17 protein-coding genes are annotated in these 17,489 nt (G+C 47.1%); 4 read left to right on the top strand and 13 right to left on the bottom strand.

Annotation, left to right across the window (positions count from 1 at the left end; genetic code table 11):
* Positions 1–230: 230 nt before the first annotated feature.
* Complete coding sequence (locus tag OH461_RS13215) at positions 231–782, top strand: NAD(P)H-dependent oxidoreductase (protein ID WP_270021076.1); 552 nt, start codon at positions 231–233, stop codon at positions 780–782.
* Positions 779–1,984: a NupC/NupG family nucleoside CNT transporter gene (locus OH461_RS13210; protein WP_270021075.1), complete on the top strand. Its 1,206-nt coding sequence runs from the start codon at positions 779–781 to the stop codon at positions 1,982–1,984. Before OH461_RS13215 ends, OH461_RS13210 begins: the two co-directional genes overlap by 4 nt.
* Positions 1,985–2,044: 60 nt before the next feature.
* Here OH461_RS13210 and greB read toward each other — a convergent pair whose 3' ends face one another.
* Positions 2,045–2,524 carry a transcription elongation factor GreB gene (gene greB, locus OH461_RS13205; protein ID WP_270021074.1) on the bottom strand — a complete coding sequence of 160 codons (480 nt, stop codon included), beginning with the start codon at positions 2,522–2,524 and terminating at the stop codon, positions 2,045–2,047.
* 95 nt (positions 2,525–2,619) lie between these two features.
* On the bottom strand, positions 2,620–4,608 hold the full coding sequence (locus OH461_RS13200; protein ID WP_270021073.1) for a methyl-accepting chemotaxis protein: 1,989 nt from the start codon (positions 4,606–4,608) through the stop codon (positions 2,620–2,622).
* A gap of 375 nt (positions 4,609–4,983) precedes the next feature.
* Here OH461_RS13200 and ompR point away from each other — a divergent pair, with 375 nt between their 5' ends.
* Together ompR and envZ are read left to right on the top strand one after the other, a co-directional pair.
* Positions 4,984–5,703, top strand: coding sequence for an osmolarity response regulator transcription factor OmpR (gene ompR / locus OH461_RS13195; protein WP_260260134.1), 720 nt, complete (start codon positions 4,984–4,986; stop codon positions 5,701–5,703).
* Positions 5,704–5,797: 94 nt separating this feature from the next.
* Positions 5,798–7,114 (top strand): two-component system sensor histidine kinase EnvZ, encoded by a 1,317-nt coding sequence (envZ, locus tag OH461_RS13190; protein ID WP_270021072.1) that lies wholly within the window; start codon positions 5,798–5,800, stop codon positions 7,112–7,114.
* Positions 7,115–7,145: 31 nt separating this feature from the next.
* Here envZ and OH461_RS13185 read toward each other — a convergent pair whose 3' ends face one another.
* From OH461_RS13185 to gspD, 11 genes are all read right to left on the bottom strand, one after another.
* Positions 7,146–7,907 (bottom strand): type II secretion system protein N, encoded by a 762-nt coding sequence (locus tag OH461_RS13185; RefSeq protein ID WP_270021071.1) that lies wholly within the window; start codon positions 7,905–7,907, stop codon positions 7,146–7,148.
* A gap of 4 nt (positions 7,908–7,911) precedes the next feature.
* A complete protein-coding gene (locus OH461_RS13180) occupies positions 7,912–8,403 on the bottom strand; it encodes a type II secretion system protein M (protein ID WP_270021070.1) in 492 nt (163 codons plus the stop codon).
* 10 nt (positions 8,404–8,413) lie between these two features.
* Entirely contained in the window at positions 8,414–9,622 is a 1,209-nt protein-coding gene (gspL, locus tag OH461_RS13175) for a type II secretion system protein GspL (RefSeq protein WP_270021069.1), read from the bottom strand.
* Positions 9,591–10,601, bottom strand: coding sequence for a type II secretion system minor pseudopilin GspK (gspK, locus tag OH461_RS13170; RefSeq protein ID WP_270021068.1), 1,011 nt, complete (start codon positions 10,599–10,601; stop codon positions 9,591–9,593). Before gspK ends, gspL begins: the two co-directional genes overlap by 32 nt.
* On the bottom strand, positions 10,591–11,253 hold the full coding sequence (gene gspJ / locus OH461_RS13165) for a type II secretion system minor pseudopilin GspJ (RefSeq protein ID WP_270021067.1): 663 nt from the start codon (positions 11,251–11,253) through the stop codon (positions 10,591–10,593). The genes gspK and gspJ overlap by 11 nt, the downstream gene beginning before the upstream one ends.
* Complete coding sequence (gene gspI, locus OH461_RS13160; protein ID WP_270021066.1) at positions 11,240–11,596, bottom strand: type II secretion system minor pseudopilin GspI; 357 nt, start codon at positions 11,594–11,596, stop codon at positions 11,240–11,242. The genes gspJ and gspI overlap by 14 nt, the downstream gene beginning before the upstream one ends.
* Positions 11,583–12,167 carry a type II secretion system minor pseudopilin GspH gene (gspH, locus tag OH461_RS13155; RefSeq protein WP_270021065.1) on the bottom strand — a complete coding sequence of 195 codons (585 nt, stop codon included), beginning with the start codon at positions 12,165–12,167 and terminating at the stop codon, positions 11,583–11,585. The genes gspI and gspH overlap by 14 nt, the downstream gene beginning before the upstream one ends.
* A gap of 54 nt (positions 12,168–12,221) precedes the next feature.
* The gene (gene gspG / locus OH461_RS13150; RefSeq protein WP_270021216.1) at positions 12,222–12,656 is read right to left on the bottom strand and encodes a type II secretion system major pseudopilin GspG; all 435 of its coding nucleotides are present in this window, start codon (positions 12,654–12,656) and stop codon (positions 12,222–12,224) included.
* Positions 12,657–12,732: 76 nt separating this feature from the next.
* Positions 12,733–13,956 (bottom strand): type II secretion system inner membrane protein GspF, encoded by a 1,224-nt coding sequence (gene gspF / locus OH461_RS13145; RefSeq protein WP_270021064.1) that lies wholly within the window; start codon positions 13,954–13,956, stop codon positions 12,733–12,735.
* A complete protein-coding gene (gene gspE / locus OH461_RS13140; RefSeq protein WP_270021063.1) occupies positions 13,956–15,449 on the bottom strand; it encodes a type II secretion system ATPase GspE in 1,494 nt (497 codons plus the stop codon). Before gspE ends, gspF begins: the two co-directional genes overlap by 1 nt.
* The gene (gspD, locus tag OH461_RS13135) at positions 15,449–17,479 is read right to left on the bottom strand and encodes a type II secretion system secretin GspD (RefSeq protein WP_270021062.1); all 2,031 of its coding nucleotides are present in this window, start codon (positions 17,477–17,479) and stop codon (positions 15,449–15,451) included. Before gspD ends, gspE begins: the two co-directional genes overlap by 1 nt.
* Positions 17,480–17,489: the final 10 nt, after the last annotated feature.

The raw sequence follows: 17,489 nt of genomic DNA, 5'->3' as shown, positions 1-17,489 counted from the left end.
GTTAGAAGAGCGATTTTTCTACCTTTACGCCGCTATTTCTTCCCTTCGTGACCACGATCTCTTTGTGCTACACCCGCTTTGTGAGTCCCCTCTTTCATAGGGGGACAAATGTCCTCCTATCTATCGACTCCTGCTGATTACAATTCAATCAATAAATATAACGAACAAAAACATCACATGTTTAATGGCTTTCAGCCTAATACCGTGAACTTACCCCCAGGAAACTACAAATGAATATTTTGGTGATAGACGGCCACCCAGACCTAACCAAGTCGGTAGCCAACTCAACCATTCTTAACGAACTTTCTGCGCAAACGAATTGGACAATCAAACACGCAGCGCAGTTTGATGGCGAGCTAACACAAGAACACTCTGCACTGCTCAATGCTGATGCGATAGTTATTCAGTTCCCCCTATACTGGAGCACCTACCCTGCGGTGTTAAAACACTGGGTAGATGAAGTGTTTACCTATGGTTTTGCTTTTGGCCCACAAGGCAGTCAGCTAAAAGATAAACCTGTTCTGTTCTCGATTACTGCTGGAGCAACAGAAGAATCGTACAGCGAAACAGGCTTCAACTTTTTGCCTTTCTCGGCTTATCAAGCGGCTTACGAACATCCATTCAAAGCGGCTGAAATGAACATCGTCGACACCATTATTACCTTTGAAATGAACTCAACCCCAGAAGAAGGGGGAGATAAGTCTTTGGTACTCGACCTATCTAAACAGCATGCAAATCAAATCATCCAAGCCGTAAATCAGTTAACCGAGGCCGCACAATGATTCAATCACTTATTGGTATTTTCGTTCTATTGGGTGTCGGTTTTGCTTGCTCAGAAAACCGCAGCCAAATCAGTTGGCGTGCTGTTGGCGGTGCGTTCGTAGTGATCCTATCTGTTGCTGGTTTTGTATTAGCAACCGATGTCGGCGGTGGCGTTTTACTCTCTGTGTCTGGTACGGTGGGTAAAGTGTTTGGCTATGGTGTTGAAGGCATTCGTTTTGCGTTTGGTAGCCTCGTGAACTTTAGTGTAGAAGGTATTGGCTTTATCTGGGCACTCCAAGTTCTGCCGCAAATCATTTTTACCGCCTCTCTCACTTCTTTACTTTACTACATGGGTATCATGCAGTGGTTTGTCCGCATCATTGGAGGCAGTTTGCAGCGCATCCTCGGTACTTCTCGCGCTGAATCGATGAATGCGGCGGGTAACATTGTCCTTGGCCAAACCGAAGCACCTTTGCTTGTTAAGCCATACCACCGTGTGCTGACTCGCTCACAGATCTTTGCCGTCATGGTTGGTGGTCTTTCTTCTATCGCAGGCTCTATCCTTGCTGGTCTTGCTGGGATGGGGGTCGACCTGAACTACTTAATCATGGCTTGTTTTATGTCGGCTCCAGCCGGTTTAATGTTTGCCAAACTGCTGATCCCTGAAACTGAAGAGACCATCGACGAAGTACCAGAGCTTCCTGATGACGAGAAACCGAGTAGTTTCATTGATGCTGTCGCTAAAGGGGCAATTGCAGGTGTCGGTATCGCAGCCATCGTTGGTGCAGTCATCATTTCATGTATTGGCCTAATGGCAATGCTTAACGGCTGCCTTGGCGCTGTAGGTGAATGGTTTGGTCAACCTAACCTTACTGTAGATGTTATCCTTGGTACACTTTTCTCACCAGTGGCATGGCTACTTGGCATTCCTTGGGAAGAAGCAGGAGTGGCGGGCTCATTCCTAGGTCAAAAAATCGCACTGAATGAATTTGTCGCCTTTGCAAGCATGGGTAATGTAGAAATGTCTCCACGTTCTACCGCTATCATGACGATTGCACTCTGTGGCTTTGCCAACATTGGTTCTGTCGCGATGGTGTGTGGCGCACTCAGTAAGATGATTCCTCAACGCGCAGGGGTGATTGGCAAGCTTGGTATGAAAGTATTATTAGCGGCCACCCTTGCCAACTTGATGAACGCGGCAATTGTTGGTTTGTTCGTTTAAATGAAGAACAAATACAGATAGCAAAGCAAAAGAGCTGCGATGATTCGCAGCTCTTTTTGTTTATTCTTGTGTATAGCGTATCGAGTTAACAAACCATTCTTTGTAACCCTCTGGGGTTTTTACGCTGAACTCATCATCCACTTCTTTTTTCAGTAAAGCGCGTGCCATCGGTGAATCGATAGAGATGTAGCCTTTGGCGTCTCCATAGATTTCATCAGGGCCGACGATGCGAAATGACTTACTATCACCCTGCTCATTTTCAATTTCCACCCAAGCACCAAAGAACACTTTACCTTCTTGCTGTGGCGAGTAATCGACAACCGTCACTTGCTCTAATCGCTTACGTAAATAGCGTACTCGTCGGTCAATCTCACGCAGACGCTTCTTATTGTATTGATAGTCAGCATTCTCACTGCGATCACCCAAGCTAGCCGCCCAAGTCACCTTTTTAGTGACTTCAGGACGCTCTTCTCTCCATAAGTAATCGAGCTCTTTTTTTAAGCGGTCGTAGCCTTCACGCGTTATTAGATTGGTTTTCACGCTTTAATTCCATTGTTTCTAAAGTTGGTTCGCTCTGACAATTTGACACAAAAAAGCGCCCTGTAAAAGGACGCTTTAGCCTTATGACATCACGCTTACATATTGACTAACTTATGCAAGGTATCAATGTTACTGTCAATCATGCTCATCTCTTCTTGTGCGCTGCGAGCTTGTTCTACCCCGCCTTGCGCTAAATGAGCCGAGTTATTGGCTGCCGAGGTCAGCTCTTCAAGCTGTCCGCTTAGCTCTGTCGATTGCTCGATGATTAATGAAATCACTTGGTTAACGTCTTCTATCGATTCTTCAATTTCCCCAATCGATGAAGAGACATTATCAATGGTCTCACCCGTCTCATTTAAGCTTTTTTGGGTATTCAGCGACAGTGCGCGCACTTCATCAGCCACCACAGCAAACCCGCGCCCAGCATCACCAGCACGAGCCGCCTCAATGGCTGCATTCAGTGCCAACAAGTTGGTTTGCTCCGCAATGCCTGAGATCGCATTTAAGATGGCAACCACCTTCTCAGAGCTTTGCTGCAACGTCGCAATACGGTGATTCAGACGGTCACGATGTTCCGCTTGCTGATCCACTTGAGTAGTAAATGACGAAAATTGCTGCTGAATTTCTGTCAACTGCTGAGCAGAGTGCTGCGCTTGAGCCCCGATATTTTCCAATTGCGAACTCGACTCTTGCACCATAGGGCGGTAATGCTGAAGCTGATCGATTAGCGACTGCTGAATCTTTTCAATACACTCAGCACTGTTGATGCGACGAGCAAGGAAATGTTCTCGATAGTGGGCGTAATTAACTGGATAGTGATCCGCGATAGCATCGCTAAACGACTCCCCTAAATCCACTTTAAAGAAAGCCAGTGCTGTTAGGGTTTCGTTCATGTGAACGCCCAATAACTCACCAAAAGTTGAGAAGCCCGATATATCAATACCATCAAAACAACGAACATCGTTTAAGTGTGCGCTGTTGTTCAAACGACGCAAAATACAGTCGTTGGCAATCATGGCGACCGGTTTACTCGACTTACCATGCATGAATCGATCAAAATCGCGTGAGGTTGCTTGGGCGATATTTTCACTGCCCAACAAATGCAGCTCATCGCCAAATGCCATGTCACAGAAGAAAGTAATCGCTCCGCTGTCCGTATCAATGCCGGCAATCGAACGAATGAACATTTCATTATTGATCGGCACACCAAACGAGTGACCAGCGAGATAGGTTTGCAGTTGATCGGCACTGCAACGGAAATGCTGACACAAGGCTTCCACTGGCGTAACTAAGGCTTTACTGACTGGGTTGTATAAACTGCGCAGTACACGAGTGTTGGCGTCAAATTCCGCTACCGTTAGCTTAAACTGACTTTGCGTAAAGTTGTGAGTGCGGAACACACCATAACGATACTCAGGAGCAAGAGACACAAACGCAATCAAAGCTTTGTTTTCGAGCTCAGTGCCATTGTAAGCCACTTTTGCTGAACCAAAATCTAACTTGCCACCAGCACTGCCACCAACAAAATAACAAGGGAATTGCTCATTTTTGTACAACGCCTGCATGAAAAAGTTTTCACTGGCAGAGAGGCCGTCAAAATAGGTCAATGCAATGGTGTCAAAGTAATTGGGTGCGCGGCGCGGCATCACTTTACGCAGCTCTGATGAAATCGCTTCAATACGTTGCTCTGGCGTTAAGCGTGGCGAGCCTGATTTGATGTCATCACAATGCAAAGCCACCGTATGTACGTCAACATCCGCGAACATTTGTTTTGAAAAAGCATGCAGCACGATGTTGTCCCACATACCATCCGCCGGCTGATAAAACCGCGAGCCACCGAGCTCACCCGCGGTTTGAATGGTGACCAAATGCTCAACGCTAGCAAGATGTGATTTTAAACTGCGGCTAATTTGATCAAATGGCAAATGCGGAGAAATATAAGCAATGACGAAGTTTGCTTCGCCTTGCAATAAGAGAGGCGCTAAAGTTTCAGCCGAGATATCACGACTCGAAACTTGCACGACTTGGCTGGGTCGAGCTTGCTGTTGTACGTCTGGTTGACGATTGAATAGACCTTTAAACATATTACTTACCTGTAAAAATAAACCTTTTTATTATGTGGTCATTTAACCATACGAAAACCGCTTTAACTGAATAAAAAAGCAACGACATAGCAAGGTTGTGACACCGCTTGCACTTCAACCGCAAACTGTGAATCGCATTTAGCAGTGCAAAGTCGATAAATTCAGGAAATTGCTATATCACCAATCGAAAATCGGCAATGTAAGAATGAAACAGAGATTTCGCTCAATAACGGATAATGTTTAAAGAGATGAATAAAACGACCTAGGTTTCGCTATAAAAATCGGGCGTAGATAAAAAGAGTAACAATTTGGTCAAGCGTAAGTGCACAAACAGTGATACATTTTTGCTAAATGCTTTTTCTATAAGGTGTGGCAATGCAAGAAAATCATAAAATTCTGGTGGTGGATGACGACGCTCGCTTACGAGCACTGTTAGAGCGTTACCTTTCAGAGCAAGGGTTCCAAGTGCGCAGTGTTGCGAATGGCGAGCAAATGGATCGCCTGTTAACGCGTGAAAACTTCCACTTAATGGTACTGGATCTTATGTTGCCGGGCGAAGATGGCTTATCCATTTGCCGCCGTCTGCGTAATGCCAACAACGTACTACCGATATTAATGCTCACCGCAAAAGGCGATGAGATCGACCGTATTGTTGGCCTTGAAGTGGGTGCAGATGATTACCTACCAAAACCATTTAACCCACGCGAGTTGCTAGCACGCATCAAAGCGGTTCTGCGCCGTCAAACCACCGAGTTACCGGGCGCGCCAAGTTCAGAAGAGTCTGTGGTTGAGTTTGGTGATTTCCGCCTTAACTTGGGCACTCGTGAAATGTACCGTGGTGATGAAGCGATGCCACTAACCTCTGGTGAGTTCGCCGTACTCAAAGCGCTAGTCACCAATGCACGCGAGCCATTATCTCGTGATAAGTTAATGAACATGGCACGCGGCCGAGAATATTCAGCGATGGAACGTTCGATTGATGTACAGATCTCACGTTTACGCCGCATGCTAGAGGTAGACCCTAGCAAACCGCGTTATATTCAAACCGTATGGGGCTTAGGTTACGTATTCGTACCAGACGGCAAAGAGGCGTAATACGCCGCGTCTTACCCCAATCAAGTGCGAGATTTTATCTCGCACTTTTTGTAGATACCTCCCCAATTAACGCCAAGCACTATAGGGGCTTACTATGCGAATTCGCAGCTCTCTTACTCAATCCATCTTATTGTTCGTGACGCTTTTAGTCGCTAGCCAAGTCTACTCATACTACGCGGTATTTAACTACGCCTTGCTCCCTAGCCTACAGCAGTTCAACAAGATTCTGAGTTACGAAATTAACTTGATGCTAGACGACTCAGAAAACCCTGAAAGTGGTCTTGTCATGGATGCGTTGACTCGACGTCAGGTATTAGAGCAATTGGGCGTCACCATCCACAGTACTGATAGTGAGATTGCCAACGAATTCAATCATGCGTTATCCATTGATCTGATGAGCGAAGAAATGAGCCACAAGCTCGGCACACCAACTCATGTTCGGATGGCGTTGGGCGATGAAAGCTATGTACTGTGGATGAAGATCGATACCCTGCCGGATTCGCTGATTCGTATTCCGTTATCAGAACTGCAAGAAGAAGACTTTGCGCCGCTGTTTCAAAACAGCTTGATCATGGCACTGCTGATCATTGCCGGAGGCTGGCTGTTTATCCGAATGCAAAACCGACCATTGGTCGATCTGGAAAAGGCAGCCAAAGGGGTTGGCCGTGGTGAAATCCCCCCTCCTTTACCAGAAAGAGGCACTTCTGAGATTCGTTCCGTGACGCATGCGTTCAACCAAATGTCGAAAGGCATTCAAGCATTAGAAGAAGACCGAGCACTGCTCATGGCTGGGATCAGCCACGATTTACGTACTCCTCTTACTCGAATTCGTCTTGCCACCGAAATGATGTCGCCTGAAGACAGTTACCTAGCAGAAGGCATCATCAGCGACACCGAAGAGTGTAATGAGATTATCAGCCAATTTATGGATTACCTAAAGCCGGTCAACAAGCAGTCTTTTGTCGAGGTTGACTTGAATACCATCGCACAAGATCTGGCGAACTCAGAAGGAGGGCGTCACCACATTGATATTGAAACCCAACTGCAACCACTCGCGTCGGTATTCGGTAGCCCTATTGGTATCAAACGTGCGGTGAGCAATTTAGTGGTCAACGCTGTGCGCTATGGCAACGGATGGGTCAAGATAAGTTCGGGAATGACCGCCGACAAGAAGCTCGGTTGGTTATGTATCGAAGATAATGGCCCTGGGATTGCGAAAGATCAGGTCGCCAAGCTGTTTGAACCATTTACCCGTGGTGACACAGCTCGCGGCAGTGAAGGGACAGGGCTCGGGCTTGCCATCGTTAAGCGAATCGTCAGTCAGCATAATGGCTCTGTGGTGGTCAACAACCGCAGTGAAGGCGGCCTAAAGGTGCAAGTCAGCTTCCCCACCGACTCAAAATATAACTAAAAAAATACCCCAGCCTAAGCTGGGGTATTTTTTAAAAGCGTCCGTTATAGCTAAATTGATAGCGCCCTTGCCCATCAGGCTTAGGTAGCCATTTTAGCTGTTCGGATAAAGCGCTTGGCATATCTGGCTGCGGCGTAAACCATGCTTTCGCTTGGTAACGCTGTTTATCATTCAACACCACATCAAACTCAGCCGAAACTTGGTCACTTTGCTGCTTACCTTGCAGTGTGATTTCATTCTGCTGGCAATTAATATCGGCAACAACCGGGCCAATGACTAATTCAGCCAAAGGTGTGCCGACACTATCGGTATTCCACACCAATTGCCCCTTGCCTGATTGGCAATATGGCTGCGCGTACTGCCATTGATTAATAGATAACTCTAAGTGACCAGTGATGCCCAATGGCACTGGCAACGCAGGCGATAGAGCCACTACCTGCTCGGCTGGTATCGACGCAATCACATTGTTAGCGTAAGCACCGGAGAAACCATAACCGACGTTACCACGACCTTTCAGTTGCCAATCACTGCCGCGTCCAAATCGCACATTGGCTTCAAGCTTACCGGTAAACAATTTACTGCTCTCAAGCTGCCAACGAAATTCACCTAGATTACGGCCCTGCCATGTCACTTGATTAGCATGGCCTTGCCACAACGACCCTGACACACCATTCAGCTTAAGCTGTGCAGGTAATGGCGCATAATTTAGTGCCACGCTCACAGGCAAGTGTACTAATGCACTGATGATAAAAGTCAGCACTAAAACCAAAATTAGTAATAGTTTTTTCTTCACTCTCTTACCCTTTGCTTAACTGTAAGCGTTTTATTTCGACTTCACCTGAGCGCGCTGTTTTATCAATATCAAGGAAGATCACATCAATCGCATGATTGGTATTCAAATAATCAAGCCAGTTAACCAACTGATTAAACGCCACGGGCTGAACCCATACTTGCATCTCTTCGCCTCGTGGTTGAACACGAACTAACTCAATCTTAAAACGTCGAGCCGAAGAAGAGATCGCCTGATTAAATGGCAAAGGTGAAATAGACTGCCCCCCCGCCGCTTTTAGAGACGAGATGGTATCGGCTTGTTTTTGTACCCAACTTAGCAACTGCTTTTCGTTTTGGATGCGTTGCTGAGCCTGTGCCGCACTGTCGGCAATTGGCTGGTAAATACCCCAATAAATCACACCAAATAGCAATGCAGCACCACCAATACTGACTAAGCGTTGTTCGCGCTGAGTAATGCTACTCCACCACTGATTGAATGAGGCTAGTAATTTATTCATCGCTTCAACCTCACTTTTTGCTTAATTCTAGAGAGCCAAACACTAAACCATCTTGTTTGTTCAGCTGCCCTTGTTTAACGGTAAATTCTTGTTCTAAGGTTGAGCGCATTTTTTCAAAGGTTTGAAAATCTTTACTAGTCACTTCTAAACTGACGACGTCGCGCTGACTGTCGAACTTAAAGCCCAATAACTTCGAATCGGGTGCAGCCTTAAATGCTTCAGGCAATTTCACTAACCAATCTAAAACCGTATCACCACTACGACCACCTGATAGGCGTGTGACTTCTCTTTCAAGTTCACGTTTTAAATAGCTAACCGTTGGGATTTTTTTCTTACCTGATACAGCTCGGAAAATGCGTTCGCTTTCAGCACGGTATGCCGCTGCTTGCGCCTCAGCTTGGTGTGTATGAAGCATGTTTTGCGTGATGAGTACCACCAGTAACACCACCGCCGCGATAGCTGCTTTACGCCATATTTTAAGGTGCTTCGTCACGGTCGATTTCGGTTTAAACTCACCAGTCAGCAAGTTAACTTTGCTTGCAATCGCCTGCGTTGCCAGCATTTGCATCACTAACTGCGGCTCAGCCTGTTGCCATTCCTGCTGCTCATTGAGTGCGAGTGACGGCAACGAAGAAAACGCCTGTAGCGGTAGCCACTGCTCATCCTCTTTTACCCAATCAGACTGCGCCATCATTGGCAGCCAAGCTGACTCAACAGACACGGCTTGATACTGCTGTTTTTTAAGCAGCCATTGACCTGCAAGCTCAACCGCTGAAATGCCTTCACTATCAGGCAATGCTAACGCATCAGGCAGCACCTTACGCACGTTAAAGCCAAACTCACTTAACTGTGCTAATTGCTGAGACAGCCATTGCTTGTCAACCGCACACACATTCGCTTGCGCGCCTTGTTTCGCCAATACGGTGAAATGCAGTTGTTCGACATCTTGAGCGACATCGTCCTCAACTAAATACGGCAACATGGTTTCAAACTGACGAGCACCGCCCGCTGGCACCGTCACTTGTTTAAACAACACATCTGCCGCAGAGAGCAAAACGATGGTTTGACGCTGCTTTGCGTAGTCAGCAATCACAGACAGCTCTTGATCTGCTGGCACCGCGCCACTGGCAATCACTTCTTTTTGGCTTTCAGACCAAACCAGCCATTGCTTCTCTAATTGGTGATTATTACTCAGCCGAACGATCAGGTACTCGCTCACCGATTCCTCCAAAGCGACGGCGTACGACCGTCGCAGTTTCTCGATTATCACTGTGTAGTAGGCTACGAATTCGTACTCGTGATTCTTGCACCACTACTTGTGCATCCAATTCAAAATACGCGCTATCAACGCCCAAAAAGCCTTTCGCCTGCTTTTTCGCAGCGTCGTTCACACCACTTAACTGTGGCTCGGCAAAAAATTTGTCGATATCACTCCAGCCATCATAAGGTCGATTGTTCAATATGGCTTCGGCATCACTGAGCGACAATTGCTGTAAAAATATTGCCGAAAGCAGCGCTGCATGTGACGGCTGTAGGGTATTCACATTCAAACGAAAATCTGCCGTAGGCAGCGCACAGACATAAGGCGCTAGTGCGGTCATTACATCCCCAGACACCTGATACACGGCGCGTAGTTCACTCGCATCGGCTAACATGCCATTCGCTGCCATGTACGCCGGCGACATTGATTCATACACACTGTCTTCAACACCAGCCACAGAATCTATCCGATTATTGGTATCGACGTACTCCCAGCTCGAATGCGCGACCACTTCAGCAATATGAGTATCCATATCCAAGGCTTTCATCAGCTCTTGCAGCACATTAACCAAATACGGTGTGCTAGCTGAGTTAGCCGTTGATTCTGTTTCAGCGAGCGCATTGAGGTTATAACACGCCTGTTTGTCCACTAACCTGCCGGTGAGCGAACCAAAGTCCAACGGATAGGTTTGCTCATCCAATGCCCATGGCTGAGAAAGGTTGATGGTATCGCTGTCATCGTAACTTTGCTCAATACCTTCAATAGCAATGGCTTCTGCACCAACCGCATACCAATAGGCCTGCTGGTAGTTAATTTGATTGTTAGAACGTTTGAACTGAGTGAACAGACGTTCTGACATGGTCGCCGCAATCGTCGCCATCATGGCTAAAATGAGCAGAACAACAATGAGCGCGACACCGCGCTGACTAGCTTTCATTGCTGCTCTCCAACTGAATCTTTCCACCAGAGGTGAGGTAAATTCGCTCTACTTTGCCAAAGTCTTCAAACGTTAGACTCACGGCGACAGCTTGAGGCAATTGCATGCTTTTATCCCAAGCGTTTCTCCACTGCTGACCATCGAAAAAGCGCATTTCAAATGCCTCAACGCCATCTATTAACGGCATCACAATGCCTTCTTGCCCAACCGGGGTGTCCACATAGCGCCACCACACACGTTGCAGCTCGCCCTCTTTAACGCGATAACCCACTTTGGTAACTTCACCACGAGGAAATTGTTGCTGCGGGTTATGCCACCCCAAACGGCTGAACAGTACGCCTTTAACATCAGAGTCGAGCAGATAGTCCTGCCAATAAAGCAAACGGGTACTTGGCTCTTCACCATTGGTGCGCATTTGACGCGTCGCCATCTGACGAAAATCATTGTCAAGAAACACCAAAGTACGCTGAAACGTTTTTAGCCGCTCACCGCGCTGCAATGAGATCTCGTTGCTACGCTGAACTTGATTTAAGACTTGCTGCGCGCCTAGGCTTAGAAAAGCAAAAATAGCCAAAGCCACCAGCAGCTCGATAAGAGTAAAGCCAGAGCGTTTTACGTTTGAGCGTAAAGAGAAGCCACTACTTAGGGACATAACCACGTACCGACACAATCGGTACCCCCTTCTTCGTATCTGACACCGACACTTCAAACGCGCGAATCAGGCCATCTTGGGTTTTAAGTGGCGTGATCGTCCAATACCAAGTTCGGTTAGCCATCTCTTCTTTGCCTTGTTTGCTGGCGAGTCCTTTCGGTTGCAGCACCACTTTCGCCATTTGGTTATCAGCAACCATGGCTGCAAAGGTTTTGTTTTCCATTAACGTCAGGGTATTAATGTGCTGACTTACCGAGCGTACGATCGCCATGGCAGAGAGTGCGAAAATAGCCAATGCCACTAAAACTTCTAGCAGTGTCATGCCTCGATTATTTCGCTTCATCTTGCTCTCCCGGTGCGAGTAAGAGCACTTGGCCATTTTCTTTTGCCACTACCTGCCATCCACTTTCTTCCACATCACTGTTGGATGGATAAATAACAATAGAAAATGGCGTCACTTCACCACTTGAAGTAATAAAGACCTGCGGTGGTGCTTGCTTTTTCTCTTCCTCAAACTCAGCAAACATTTGCTCGTCGAATAAGCTTGATGGCTCAAACAAGCGCTCTTGGTCTTGCCATACGCTGCCACCTAAATTGAGCTCTATCGCCACGCTATCATCCAATGCAGCTTCTGCACTGATGCGATCCATAGAGAGTAATTGCCAGCCATCCTCATTGAGTTGAAGTAAGGTATAACGCGATTTCTCATCATCAATTCTTAAGCCAAAATCACGCCCACTCAGCATCGCTTCTTCATTCAGCAACTGCACTCGAAACCAAAGCGATTTCGCCTCTTGCTCAGCAATGTCACGACCATTATTAGGCAAGGACAGCACCACAGCCGTCACTGTGACGGCCAGCAAAGCGACCACCAATAACAGTTCGATTAAGGTAAACCCTTTTTGCTTTGTCACAGCTGTCTTCTTGAAACGAGGAAAAGGCTGGCGACCTAAGCCGCCAGAGAATGATTATTGAAAATCTTGTAGGTTCCAGTTGCCGATATCAGCATTGACACCTTCACCACCTTCTTGGCCATCAGCGCCTAAGGTAAAGATATCAACTGAGCCATTATCTCCTGGGCTCAAGTACTGGTAGTCGTTGCCCCACGGGTCTTGTGGCAAACGTTTAATGTAACCATCTTTCGGATAGTTGCGTGGTGTTGGGTTGGTTGGCTCAGTAACAAGCGCTTCTAAACCCTGATCCGTTGTTGGATACACGTTATGGTTTAGCTTGTAGGTATCTAGCGCTGTTTCTAACGTTCTGATATCTACTGCTGCTTTTTTCTGAGCGGCGGTGTCTTTGCTGCCTAATAGGTTTGGCGCAACGACACTGGCCAAAATACCAAGAATCACAACCACAACCATCAGTTCAAGTAGAGTAAAGCCGCCTTGTTTGGCTTTCATAAGTTTATTATTGCGTTGGTTTTTCATTGTTTTCTCCAATAACACAATGTTTGATGAGCCACTGCCAGACTATACGCTAGCGACTCATTAAATTATTCATTTCTAATATCGGCATCATGGTTGCCATTACGATAAACAGCACCAAACCCGCCATCACAGCAATCATCAATGGGGTAAAAATCCCTAACGAGATGTTCACCATCGACTCAAAATTGTCGTCTTGGTTATCTGCTGCGCGGGTCAGCATGCTTTCCAACTCACCACTTTGTTCCCCTGACGCGATCATGTGCAGCATCATCGGTGGAAACAATTTGGTTTGATCGAGCGATTTACGCAAACTCGCACCTTCACGGACGCGATCAGCAGCCAACGTCACTTGCTGTTTCACAAACTGATTCGACATTACGTCAATCGCAACTTTCATCCCCTCTAAGATAGGAATGGCACTGGACGTACAAATCGACAACGTGCGAGCAAAGCGCGAGGTATTCAAACCACGAGCAATCTTACCCACTACAGGCATGTTGATGACTTTTCTATCCCACGCTAGACGTACGTTTGGCTTTGACAGCGCGAACTTAACGCCATAAGTCACAGCAATAATCGCGACTAAGATGTACACCCACCAATGCTGCACAAAATCACTCGACGCGATCAGAACACGGGTCGAAAACGGCAGCTCTTGCCCCATCTGCACAAACTGACCCACGATTTTAGGTACTACTGACGCAAGTAAGAAGGTCACAATCGCAATAGAAAACACCACCAACACAATGGGGTAAATCAGCGCTTGTTGCAGCTTATTACGCATCTTTTGTCGATTCTCAGCATAATCTGCAAGACGCTCTAACACAGAGTCTAAATGGCCAGATTTTTCACCGGCGGCAACCATGGCGCGAAACAGTTCGTCAAAGATATGAGGGTAATCTGCAAGACCGTCAGCCAATGTATGACCTTCGACCACTTTAGAGCGAACCGCCGCTAACATAGTTCGAATACGAGGCTTCTCAGATTGCTCAGACACCGCTTTTAAACACTCTTCCAGCGGCATACCCGATTGCACTAGGGTAGAAAGCTGACGAGTAATCAAAGCCAAATCTGGCGTGCTGATCCCCCGCTTAAACTGCAACGTGTTTGCGGCTTGCTGCTTACTGGCTTTTTGACGCGTCTCAATCACATCAACCGGCACTAGGCCTTGCTCTTTCAGGCGAGCACGAACTTGGCGGGCATTATCACCTTCGATAACGCCTTTTTGCGCTTTACCTCGGGCGTTGAGTGCTTTGTATTCAAACGCTGCCATTAGCCTTCCTTGGTCGCCCGCATCACTTCTTCAAGCGAAGTAATGCCTAAACGTACTTTCTCCAAACCATCATCACGAATGCTTGGGGTATGTTCACGTACAGCAGCTTCAATCGCTTGCTCGCCCGACTCGTTGTGAATCAACTCTTGGGTTTTGCTATCGACCACCAATAGCTCATAGATACCAGTACGGCCGCGATAACCTTTGTTATTACACTTCTCACAACCTTGGGGTTTATACAAAGTTAATGAGTCAGATTCCGCCAGATTGAACATCTGCTTTTGTGTCACATTCGCTTGGTAAGGCACTTTGCAGTCTTGGCATAATGTTCTTACTAAACGCTGCGCTAACACGCCTAGCAATGACGACGAAATCAAGAAAGGTTCGATACCCATGTCACGCAGACGAGTGATCGCACCCACTGCGGTATTAGTGTGCAAGGTCGACATCACCAAGTGACCAGTCAATGAGGCTTGAACGGCCATTTGCGCGGTTTCTAAGTCACGAATCTCACCCACCATCACTACATCTGGGTCTTGGCGCAAGATAGCACGCAGACCACGAGCAAATGTCATGTCTACTTTAGGGTTAACTTGAGTTTGACCCACGCCATCAATATCAAATTCGATCGGGTCTTCAACGGTCAGAATATTGCTTTCGTTGCTGTTAAGCTCTTGCAAGCCAGCATAGAGAGTGGTCGATTTACCTGAGCCGGTAGGGCCCGTTACCAAGATGATGCCGTGCGGGCGCTCAATCATGGTTCGGAACTGATCATGGGTACGTTCGGTCATCCCCAAGCTTTTCAGATCGAGTCGGGTGGCGTTTTTATCTAGCAAACGCATGACCACGCGTTCGCCGTGAGAAGATGGCATAGTAGAAACACGGACATCTACCGCGCGGCCACCAATACGCAACGAGATACGACCATCTTGTGGTACTCGTTTCTCGGCAATATCCAGCTTAGCCATGACTTTCACCCTTGATACCAACAAAGGTGCGAGTTTACGGCTTGGTGATAGAACATCACGTAATACGCCATCGACACGGAATCGAATCAGCAGCGCTTTTTCAAACGTCTCAATGTGAATATCGGAAGCGCCCTCTTTGATGGCTTCGCCTAGCATCGCATTGATCAATTTAATGATTGGCGCGTCGTCTTCCGATTCCAACAAATCTTCATCTTGCGGTAAGTCTTCGGCTAATGAGAAGAAATCATCACTGTCTGCGCCAATGTCTTCCATCAGTTGACGCGCTTCCGAAGAATCGCGTTGATAGGCTTGAGTGAGCTTTTTCTCAAATTCAGCTTTGCTGATCGACTGTAAATCAAAGTGTTGATTCACCGCTCGCTTCACTTCAAGCAGAGACTCCATCGCTAACGGTTCAACGTAATAAAGGGTTAAGCCATTCGACTCTGACTCCAACACCAAGTTAAAGCGTTTAGCGAAACCAAACGGTAAGCGGCGATGAGACATCTCCCTTGCAAACTCACTCATTAGTTGGTTTCCATCTGATCAATGAAGGCTTGAATCTCAGGTGGGTGACGAAGCTCCTGACCAAACTCTGGCAACACAGGAATATGACCATCATCCATCAGTTTCAAACCTTTTTCCGCGTTGTACAGCTGCTCAGCACGGATAAAGTTGTATTTACGCTGAGTAATGCCATCCGCAGTCACTCCTTCACGAATGATGGTTGGCTTGATGAACACCATCAGGTTTTTCTTCTCAACCTGAGTACTGGTCGACTTAAACAAGTGACCAAGCACTGGGATATCACCTAGCAGCGGCACTTTAGACTCACTCTCTAGCGCACGTTCATCTATCAAACCACCTAATACAATCATTTGGCCATCTTCGATAATCACAGACGTATTTAGCTGACGCTTGGCAAAACGCACGTCCACCGCGCCATTTGCACCCAACACGTTCGATACTTCTTGCTCAATGTTAAGTTGAACTGAGTTACCTTCGTTGATCTGTGGAACGACTTTCAGCTTGATGCCCACTTCTTTACGATCCACGGTTTGGAACGGATTATCATTGTTTGAGCCAGCAGCAGAGCCCGTAATAACCGGCACTTCCTCACCCACAATGAATGACGCTTCACCATTATCCATCACGGTAATGCTCGGGGATGAAAGAATGTTTGAGTTCGAATCTCGCGATACGGCGTTAATCAGCGCTGTCCAATCACCCATTACTAGGCTGACAGCCGCGCCATTTACGCCTGCAAGAGCGGAAGCTAACGTATCGTAATTACCAGACTCTGTAACTTGGTAAGGAACACGATCACCGTTGCTATCGGTGTAATATTCGGTACTGGTTTGGTCGCCGGCTTCTTCCAAGCCAACCATCACTTGACCGATAGAAGGTGCACCGCCAGTACCACCACCATATTGAATCACTGCACCAGTTTCTAACGAGCCCCACTGTACGCCAAGGTCAATACCGTCACCTTCGGCCATTTCCACAATCAGTGCTTCAATCAGTACCTGCGCTCGGCGAATATCTAGCTGAGAAATGACATCTTGAAGTGCTGCCATAATGTCTTGCGGCGCGGTTAACACAAGCGCGTTGGTTGCAGGGTGAGCAGCAATCACCACTTCTGCGCGCTGCGCTGAGTTAGATGACTTTTTACCGCTGCCTTTTTCTGCTTGTAGGTTGTCTGAAACGCCTTTCAGTACGTCCACTAATTCTTCTGCTTTCGCATATTTAAGGTAAACCACGCGGTTATTACCTTTTGTCGCCATTTCAACATCCAGTTGCTGAATCAAACGACGCAGGCGCTTACGAACTTGTGGATCACCAGAGATAAGAATCGAGTTGGTGCGATCATCAGCAACCAGTTTAGGTTGTAAGAAGGCCGGAGCATTTTTGTTTTCTGTGCTCTTATTTAGCGCATCAACAATGCGTACCATTTCAGCCGCAGATGCGTTTTTCAGATCCACCACTTCAATTTCTTTGTCGCCAGCTTGGTCAACACGTTTAATGATGTCCGCGAGGCGATTCACTACAGCCGCTCGACCAGTAATCAAGATGATGTTTGCTGGATCATAGTGAACAACGTTACCCGCACCCGCGTTATCATTCAGTTGACGTAACAAAGGCGAAAGCTCACGTACTGACACGTTGCGCACCGCAACCACTCGCGTGACCACTTCATCGCCTGAAACCTTGCCATCACCAACCACTGGCACTGCCGACGTTTTAGCATCTTTAGCTTTAATGACCTTAATAACACCGTTATCCATCTCGACTACTGCGTAGCCGTAGACTTCGAGTACGTTGAGGAAAAAGCTGTAATACTGCTCTTCGGAAAGAGTGTCGTAGCTACGCACATCAATCTTTCCACGCACGGATGGGTCGACAATGATCGTCTTTTCTAAATTTCGACCGACGATATTAATAAATTCTTGAATATCAGTACCTTTGAAACTAGCACTGTATTCGTTTGCCGATGCCATTGGTGAGGCAGCCAAACTTGCTGCCAAAAGCCATGCGCTTCTCTTAAGCCAATGCTTCACTCTTTACTCC

Source organism: Vibrio sp. LaRot3, assembly GCF_027587025.1.
Taxonomy (GTDB): domain Bacteria; phylum Pseudomonadota; class Gammaproteobacteria; order Enterobacterales; family Vibrionaceae; genus Vibrio.
Note: the sequence above shows the minus strand (reverse complement) of the source record. Positions and strands in the feature narration are given on the sequence as shown.